Source organism: Vibrio sp. 10N.261.52.A1 (assembly GCF_002876325.1).
GTDB lineage: Bacteria > Pseudomonadota > Gammaproteobacteria > Enterobacterales > Vibrionaceae > Vibrio > Vibrio chagasii.
This window is the reverse complement of sequence record NZ_MCYD01001003.1, coordinates 1-7,598: the sequence shown is the minus strand read 5'-3', so window position 1 is coordinate 7,598 and position 7,598 is coordinate 1. Positions and strand designations below refer to the sequence as shown.

Below are 7,598 nucleotides of genomic sequence, written 5' to 3'. Positions count from 1 at the left end.
CCTTATACTGTGCCACGTCATTAAGGCGCTACAAGCCTATGATTTAAAATAATTATTAATGAGTAGTCACCATGAATTCGAAGTCGCTAACTATCTTGCTTTTTGTCTCTGTTTGCTTAATTTGGGGAACCACTTGGTTCGCTATGGAAGTGGCATTGCATTCTATCCCACCAATTTTTGCTACTGGACTGCGCTTTTTACTTGCAGCTCCTCTACTTGCAGTACTAGCAAAAGCCTTCAATCAACCTTTGCTGTTCCCTAAGGGCAAGCGTCAATGGCTACTTATTGTGGCACTGATGTATTTCGCGATTCCGTTCACTTTGATGATCTATGGTGAGCAATACATCTCTTCTGGTTTGGCTTCGATCATCTTCGCTAATATGCCTGTTGCTGTGATGCTGATGTCGGGTTTGTTCCTTGGTCTACGCTTAGCGAAACATCAAATATTCGGCCTAGTTACCGCGGTTATAAGCCTGTGTTTAATTCTTGGCAACGAAATGCAGATGGGCGGTGATGACTACTTTATCGGTACGGTTTGCCTGGGTCTTGCAGTTGCGATTCACGCAGTAATGTACGTGTTAGTTCAAAAACACTGTAAAGGCATCGAAGTACTGACTTACAACGCTGTACCAAGTTTTATTGCTGCGATGTTCTTGTTTGCGGTATCGGCAGTAGGTGAGAACGTGAACGTAGAATCTTTCACTTGGGATTCTATCTCAGCGGTCGTGTACCTAGGTTTTGTAGCGAGTGTCGGCGGTATTGTGGCTTACTTCAAACTAGGTCAGGTTTCGACACCGTTCCAAGCATCTATTTGTTTCCTTATCTTCCCAGTAGTTGCGCTACTGATATCTTGCTACATCAACGGTGAGGTGCTTTCAGAACAGTCTCTGCTTATGATGATCCCTCTACTTTGTGGCATCTTGCTAACGAAAGCACCGAAGAGCATCTTCAAGCTGCGTTCAACGCTAAAAACGGCAAGCAGTAACTAAGCAGCGAAACACTAAGATAAACCGCATTCAAACTACCCCAGAAGCTCACCACATGCTCCTGGGGTTTTGTTTAGCCCCAACACGACTTCACAATTTACTGCCCCTTTACAGCCGCCCCTTCTCATATTGAACCTCTTACCAAGCGAATGACTTAAACATCGCAATCAACTACATTAAACTCAGCCATGATTGCCAGCTCTGGTTAATACCCTTAGTTATCTCTCCACAAAGGAATGTCATGAGTAATCCCATCAAACAAATGCGTCTTGTCAAAGGTCAACCTTGTAGGGTTGAGGAACTGACGAATAACGACGATGCGTTCTTAGAGCCGCACAGGCATGAGTACTGGGAGTTAGTATGGTGCGTGGATAATCATGGCAGTCAGAGCATTGATTTCGTTGACTACGACAATAAGATCGGCCGTATTTTCACCATTGCACCGGGCCAAGTACACCGCTCGGAGCTAGTCGGAGAAAGTGCTCGTTTACTGGTATTTACTCCTGGCTTTGTTAAAACCAATCACCGCAACACTCAGCTGGTCGATACTGTTTTTGCCATGCACCAAAGCCGCCCTCCCTATTTGGATTGCAGTGAAGAAGGCAACCGCTACCTGTTGCCTATTTTCGACATGCTGAAAGAAGAATGTGCACGAGAAGAAAGCGACTGGGACTTAGTAGAATCACTCATGAATAGCTTTTTGCGCTACATCCTGCGCTTTGCTAGCCAATCCTCATTGAAAGGTGAAGTACGCGATAGCCGAGTGAACAAGGTGGTTGATTTAATTGAGCAGCACTACGCCACCCATAAACATTGTGATTTTTATGCGCAAGCTCTGTCGATAACCAACAAACGCATTAACGAGATCGTCAAAGCTGAAAAAGGTAAAACCGTCACTCAATTGATCCACGATCGGATCATTTTAGAAGCGAATCGAGAACTGATCTTCTCAGCCAAGACCATCAAGACCATCGCTTTTGAACTCGGCTTCGAAGACCCGGCCTATTTCAGCCGTTTTTATCGCGGACAGATGAAAGAGTCACCAGCACAGTTTCGAGCTCGATGTGCAGATAGTGCAATATAATACGCAGATAATCCCTTTTTTAGCCTCAATTAAGTTCCGATAATGCTCCCTCTTTATCTATCCAATTTGGTTAAATCCAATTTTTTGGGAGCTTGTTCGAATGGCCATCAACCTAAAAACCGATCCAATATCTAAGTCCTTTTATCAATACCTTTGGCCAGCGCTAACCGGCATGGTGATCAAGTCCCTTTTCATAATGGGAGACGCTTGGTTCGTTGGGCATGGTGTCGGTCCTGATGGCTTGGGCGCTATCGCTCTCACCATCCCTGCTTTCTCAATATTCACTGCAATTGCCATGATGGTTGGTATTGGTGGTGCGGCGCTGATGTCTATTGAAGTGGGCAAAGGCAACGTAACCTCTGGGCAAACTCTGTTTAATCAATCGATGTTGATCACCGCTCTATTTAGCACGGTGACCGTCAGCATTGCCCTGTATTGGCTCGATGAGATTATTGCGCTGATGGGGGCTTCTGGATACATGGCTGAGCTCACTCACGACTACCTATCGGTAATGCTGCAGTTCTTCGTGCTCTACTCGTTAGCTTGGGTTATGTCGTGTTTTGTGCGTAACGATACCAACCCAAAACTGGCGACTTATGCAATGTCGATTGGCGCTATAGTCAACCTCGTATTAGATTACTTCTTCGTCCTAAATTGGGGCTGGGGTATGAAAGGGGCCGCCTACGGCACAGCCATCGCACAGGGTGTCATCGCGTGTATTTTATTGAGTCACTTTGTACGCAAACAAGGCACCTTAACGCTGAGTCTAAAAGGCATTGGTTTTGATAAACTGCCAAGTATCCTGAAGATTGGCACTCCAACTTTCTTCATTGAAGTAACAGCAGCGATGACGATCTTGCTGTTCAACTATGTACTGTTAGATCAGTTTGGCGAGAACCACATAATCGCTTATGGTTTAACAGCCAACATCGGGGTCTTTGCTCTATTTGTGATGGTCGGTATTGCTCAAGCTTGTCAGCCTATCATTAGCTTTAATCATGGTGCGAACCAGCCAAATCGCATCGAAGAAATCTTCCGCTTAGGATTAAAAAGTGCGGTCGGCAGTGGCCTAGTATTTATGGGGATTGTGTATCTGTTCGCACCTCAAATCGCAGCGCTTTATCTAGGAGCTTCAAGTGATTTGATAGGGTTATCCGCGACCGCACTCACGTTCTTTTTCTTTGGTGTTCCACTAATGGGAATCAACTTAGTGATTGCTAACCTGTTTCAAGCGACTGCCAAACCAAAACAGGCAACACTAATATCTCTTGCCCGCGGTTTTGTGTTCGTAGCTTTGGGTATCATCATTCTGCCAAAGCTGTTCCCAGAACAAGGGATTTGGGCAAGTATTCTATTCGCGGAAACTCTAACGGCAATCGTCAGTTTTAGCATGTTACGCAGTTATAAGAAGCGCTTTGCTGACTCTTTAGAGCAACAAATCGTTTAGACGAGCGAACAGCAGAAACTAAAAAAGCTCCAATATCGCTATTGGAGCTTTTTATTTATCTCGCGTTAGGTGACCATGACATTAGCGCCAGCTAAACATTCGTACTTCGTTGCCCTCTTCTGGCTTCTTCGGAATATTCAAAGACAACGCCAAAGATACCGCCGCCATTGCTGCACCAATGTAGAACACAGTCGCAGGCGAAGAGAGCCAAATCACACCGAATACAACAGGAATAACGACTGCTGCAATATGGTTGATAGTGAAAGACACGCCCGCGGTGGAAGCCATATCAGCCGGATCGGCAATTTTCTGGAAGTAGGTTTTGATTGCTAGAGCGAGAGCAAAGAATAGATGATCGACCACGTACAATGCTGCCGCCCATTCTGCACTTTGCACCAAGCCGTAACCGACAAATACACCGATCAACCCCACATACTCGAAGATAAGCGCCTTACGCTCACCAACCACACCAATGAACTTACCGATACGCTTAGCAAACAAGAAGTTAAACAGATAGTTAATCAAGAACAGTAGAGTCACGTCTGCCGCCGAGTAACCGAACTTCTCTACCATCAAAAAGCCTGCAAATACCGTGAATATCTGTCTTCTGGCACCACTCATAAATGTCAGCGCGTAGTAAAGCCAGTAACGCTTTCTCAGCACCAACTTCTTATTTTGCTGGGTCTTCGTTTGAAATTCAGGGAAGCCAAAAGTCATCACCAGTACCAGAACAAAACCTAAGCCGCCAGTAATGCCATATACCCAAACGAAATCGAGCTTTAACTGCTCCAACATCACCCAGATAGAGCCGTAAGTAAGCAGAGATGCTAACGCACCAACCGAGATCATTTTACCTAGCATCTCTGGCGCTTCTTCTTTGCTCAGCCATTGTAGAGACAAAGATTGCTTGAGGGTTTCAAAATAATGAAAGCCTGTCGACATCAAAATGGTGGTAAACAAAAGGCCGGTAAGTGAAGGGAACAAGCCAGTGATCGCAGTACCTATAGTGAGCATTGCCAGCGATACCAACATGAAACGTTGTTCTCGGATGAAAGCCAGCACAAACACCACAGTAAAAGCTAAAAAGCCTGGAATTTCACGAACGCTTTGCAGTAAGCCGATATCGGCACCGTCAAAGTTCGCTTTCTCTATCACGAAATTGTTCAACAGAGCCATCCAGCTCGAAAAAGCGATAGGTACAACAATCGAAATCAATAATAAAAAGTTTTGCGGCGTTTTCCAGCTCGCCTTCGATGCACTCATAGCAGCCAAATCCTGAATGATAATGTTACATCATACTCTGCTTTTCTCTTGAGTCACAAATCATTAACACTTCTGGAGAAGTTAAAATGACACGACTTTTATCGTTTGCGTAGGGGAGCGAGAAAACAGCAATCGACGCCTTGAAATGATGAAACATTATGTTACATTTACACCCTACTTGATCACAACCAAGTGACGGGAATGACAACCCTGCGTAACACTCCTCTCTACTACGCGCATCCCAATATCAAAATTTCATTCTAAGCCTACCTGCACTTGCAGAGTTTTCGCTTCTGACTTTTATAATAATAACTCATTGGATTAACTATGTTTCCCATCTCTCATGAGGGGAAGTGGTTTCGATTTTTAATGGTATTCATATTCCTTGGTGCTGCCATGGAGACGGATATCTATCTACCCACATTTCCCGATATATTGAACGACTTCAACACTAACGCGGTTATGGTGCAGCGCATTCTGAGCTATAACTTTATCGGCATCTGTCTTGGTTCCTTACTCTATGGACCACTATCGGATCATTTTGGTCGCCGAAAGATACTAATGTTTGGTTTTAGCGTCTTTCTTGCTGCAAGTATCGGCTGTATTTATGCTTCGAGTATCGAGCAATTACTAGCATTTCGACTGCTTCAAGGCTTTGGCAGTTCGGCGTGTGTGATCGTTGGTACCGCAATGATCTTTGATCTGTTTGATGAAGAACCCGCCGCCAAACTGATTGCCGATCTCAACACGTTAGTGGTCAGCTTAATGGCTTTTGCACCTCTTATTGGCGGCTGGATAAGTCTCCATATGGGGTATAAAGCAAACTTTGTCTTTATCGCCATTTTAGTACTGCTTTCTGCGACCAAATGTTTCTTCTTCTTGCCTGAATCTTTGAGTAAAGATAAACGGAAGAAGGTCGCGCCAAAGCGAATAGCAAGCGACTACAAAACCCTATTGTCTTCGTCAGCCTTTTGGTACAACACGCTAGTGACGAGCTTAATTCTTGCCGCCTATATGATTTATGTTTCCAACATGTCGTTATTGTATATAGAGCAATTAGAAGTCAGCCCTGATCAGTTCCCGTTTTTCCAAATGGCAACACTGGGCACATTCGTCTTGGTGAGTTTGAACAACGCACGCTTAATCGACAGGTTTGGCATTGATAAATTAAAAAGTACTGGGCTTGGCTTAATATTTACCACCACGCTCATCTTTTTCTTATTGCCGTCTGAACAACTTAACTCACCATTCATCCTAACAGGGACGATGTGCTTGTTTTCAATAGGTGCAGGGTTATCGATTGGATTGTTCTTTGCGAAATCGATGCAAGTTTTTCCAGATCTAACAGGGATCGCAGCATCACTGGTGACAGCTATTCGTCTATTTATCGTTTCTGCAGCGATTGATTTAGGCAGTAATGCGTATGAAGGGACGTCGGAGTCAGTCATACATGTGATGACCGCTGTCGTTGTCTTTTTAGCGGCTATCTCCTCAGTCAATTACTGGCGTCAAAGCCGATTGAAACAGGCTGAGAATATGTAGCAAGTACCTGAGTAAAGAAGGGAGTTAGCCTCCCTTCTTTATTGGTTGAATGCCTTTAAAGGGCTTTATAAAAGGTTAACCACTCGCCTCGTTCTAAGCCGCTAACGTTCACTCCTGTGATGCCACTCGAGGTTATTGCGTTAGAAGGAGAGAATGAAAGGTTAACATTTTTGAATTTATCAGAGATGCTACTTTCCGTTCCTGTTTGAGAAAGAACGTAGCCCAAGTTAGTAGAGTTCCAACTTGAATTTCCACTGTCTTCCCATTTTTTGAAGAGTTCTTTTGTTGCCAGTTGGCTACCAACTTTAAGAGCCGGACCACTAATATTTCGGAATTGATAGTAATCCACCCCTGAAGAAGTCACTGCAATGACCTTATCCTCTAATACATACAAGAAGTTGATCGCGCTACTTATCAACGCCTGGTGTACAAGTACAGATCTCTTCATGTTATCCACGATATAGAGCGAATTCTCGGTTGTAATAGCGCTCACAATTCCATCCGCCGATGTCGCCATATGGCGAATGGCACCATCAACCGCTAGCCCTCCGAGCTCTTTTTGCTGTGCGGAGTTTGAAATCCACTCGAGCTTATTATCTTCCAAGCCCAATAGAATTTGCTGTTGGGCAACAATGTTCGCGGTTTTCAAATTGATCTTGTCAATCGTCATCTTAGTCGAGAGGTTTGCAGCATTCACAACTTCAGATGCAACATTACTGCTTAAAGGGTGGTTACCGTAGATAACCAATACTTCACTCTCATCATAAGAGGGGAAAATTTGTGGCGACGAGGCCTTAAGCGGATGACGCAAACTCTTCATGGCGAGCGTGTCGGCACTTAACAACTTGAGTTCTTGAGAACCTACTGAACTACTGGAGCCCTTAACCGCCAACAAGGAACCGCTTTGCAACAAGGGGAGTACCGACGCAAAATTATCATTCATACACGATTGATTTGCGGATGGGTCAACCGCTGGTGTAGGTTTAATAACCGGAGGAAGCTCACCACCACTTCGACTGCTATAAGTATCTATTGCGAAAGCTTTTTTCTCTGCATCGTTACTAGAACTGCTTAACCTTGCTAAAAATACGCCATTGGAACCTTGGTCATTACATACATCACTTGCTGTCGGTGAAACGTAAGCCGTCGGCTTATAAACCTTATAAGCTTGAACGCCATCTAATGCTGGTACCAATTGAACGATTTCGTTCGATTTTACCGCGACCTCGCCACCCCCAGACCCACTTCCGTGACCGTGATCGTCATCGTCATCGTC

Annotated in this window: 5 protein-coding genes and 1 pseudogene; 4 read left to right on the top strand and 2 right to left on the bottom strand. The window is 44.6% G+C overall.

The window, feature by feature from the left end; genetic code table 11:
- The first annotated feature begins 71 nt into the window (after positions 1 to 71).
- The 3 genes from BCT81_RS21770 (at position 72) to BCT81_RS21760 (ending at position 3,517) form a co-directional block, all read left to right on the top strand.
- The gene (locus BCT81_RS21770) at positions 72 to 989 is read left to right on the top strand and encodes a DMT family transporter (protein ID WP_102425811.1); all 918 of its coding nucleotides are present in this window, start codon (positions 72 to 74) and stop codon (positions 987 to 989) included.
- A gap of 238 nt (positions 990 to 1,227) precedes the next feature.
- Positions 1,228 to 2,070 carry a helix-turn-helix domain-containing protein gene (locus BCT81_RS21765; protein WP_102425810.1) on the top strand — a complete coding sequence of 281 codons (843 nt, stop codon included), beginning with the start codon at positions 1,228 to 1,230 and terminating at the stop codon, positions 2,068 to 2,070.
- A gap of 100 nt (positions 2,071 to 2,170) precedes the next feature.
- Positions 2,171 to 3,517 (top strand): MATE family efflux transporter, encoded by a 1,347-nt coding sequence (locus tag BCT81_RS21760; protein WP_102425809.1) that lies wholly within the window; start codon positions 2,171 to 2,173, stop codon positions 3,515 to 3,517.
- Positions 3,518 to 3,598: 81 nt separating this feature from the next.
- Here BCT81_RS21760 and BCT81_RS21755 read toward each other — a convergent pair whose 3' ends face one another.
- Positions 3,599 to 4,780 (bottom strand): MFS transporter, encoded by a 1,182-nt coding sequence (locus tag BCT81_RS21755; RefSeq protein ID WP_008218142.1) that lies wholly within the window; start codon positions 4,778 to 4,780, stop codon positions 3,599 to 3,601.
- Between the two features lie 327 nt (positions 4,781 to 5,107).
- On the opposite strand from BCT81_RS21755, the gene BCT81_RS21750 reads away from it, so the two are divergent.
- The gene (locus tag BCT81_RS21750) at positions 5,108 to 6,322 is read left to right on the top strand and encodes a multidrug effflux MFS transporter (RefSeq protein ID WP_102425808.1); all 1,215 of its coding nucleotides are present in this window, start codon (positions 5,108 to 5,110) and stop codon (positions 6,320 to 6,322) included.
- Positions 6,323 to 6,377: 55 nt separating this feature from the next.
- Here BCT81_RS21750 and BCT81_RS21745 read toward each other — a convergent pair.
- A pseudogene (locus BCT81_RS21745) lies at positions 6,378 to 7,598 on the bottom strand (hypothetical protein); the annotation flags it as partial.

Coding starts and splice junctions, on each gene's coding strand:
- BCT81_RS21770 (WP_102425811.1), top strand. CDS start 72: ATGAATTCGAAGTCGCTAACTATCTTGCTTTTTGTCTCTGTTTGCTTA.
- BCT81_RS21765 (WP_102425810.1), top strand. CDS start 1,228: ATGAGTAATCCCATCAAACAAATGCGTCTTGTCAAAGGTCAACCTTGT.
- BCT81_RS21760 (WP_102425809.1), top strand. CDS start 2,171: ATGGCCATCAACCTAAAAACCGATCCAATATCTAAGTCCTTTTATCAA.
- BCT81_RS21755 (WP_008218142.1), bottom strand. CDS start 4,780: ATGAGTGCATCGAAGGCGAGCTGGAAAACGCCGCAAAACTTTTTATTA.
- BCT81_RS21750 (WP_102425808.1), top strand. CDS start 5,108: ATGTTTCCCATCTCTCATGAGGGGAAGTGGTTTCGATTTTTAATGGTA.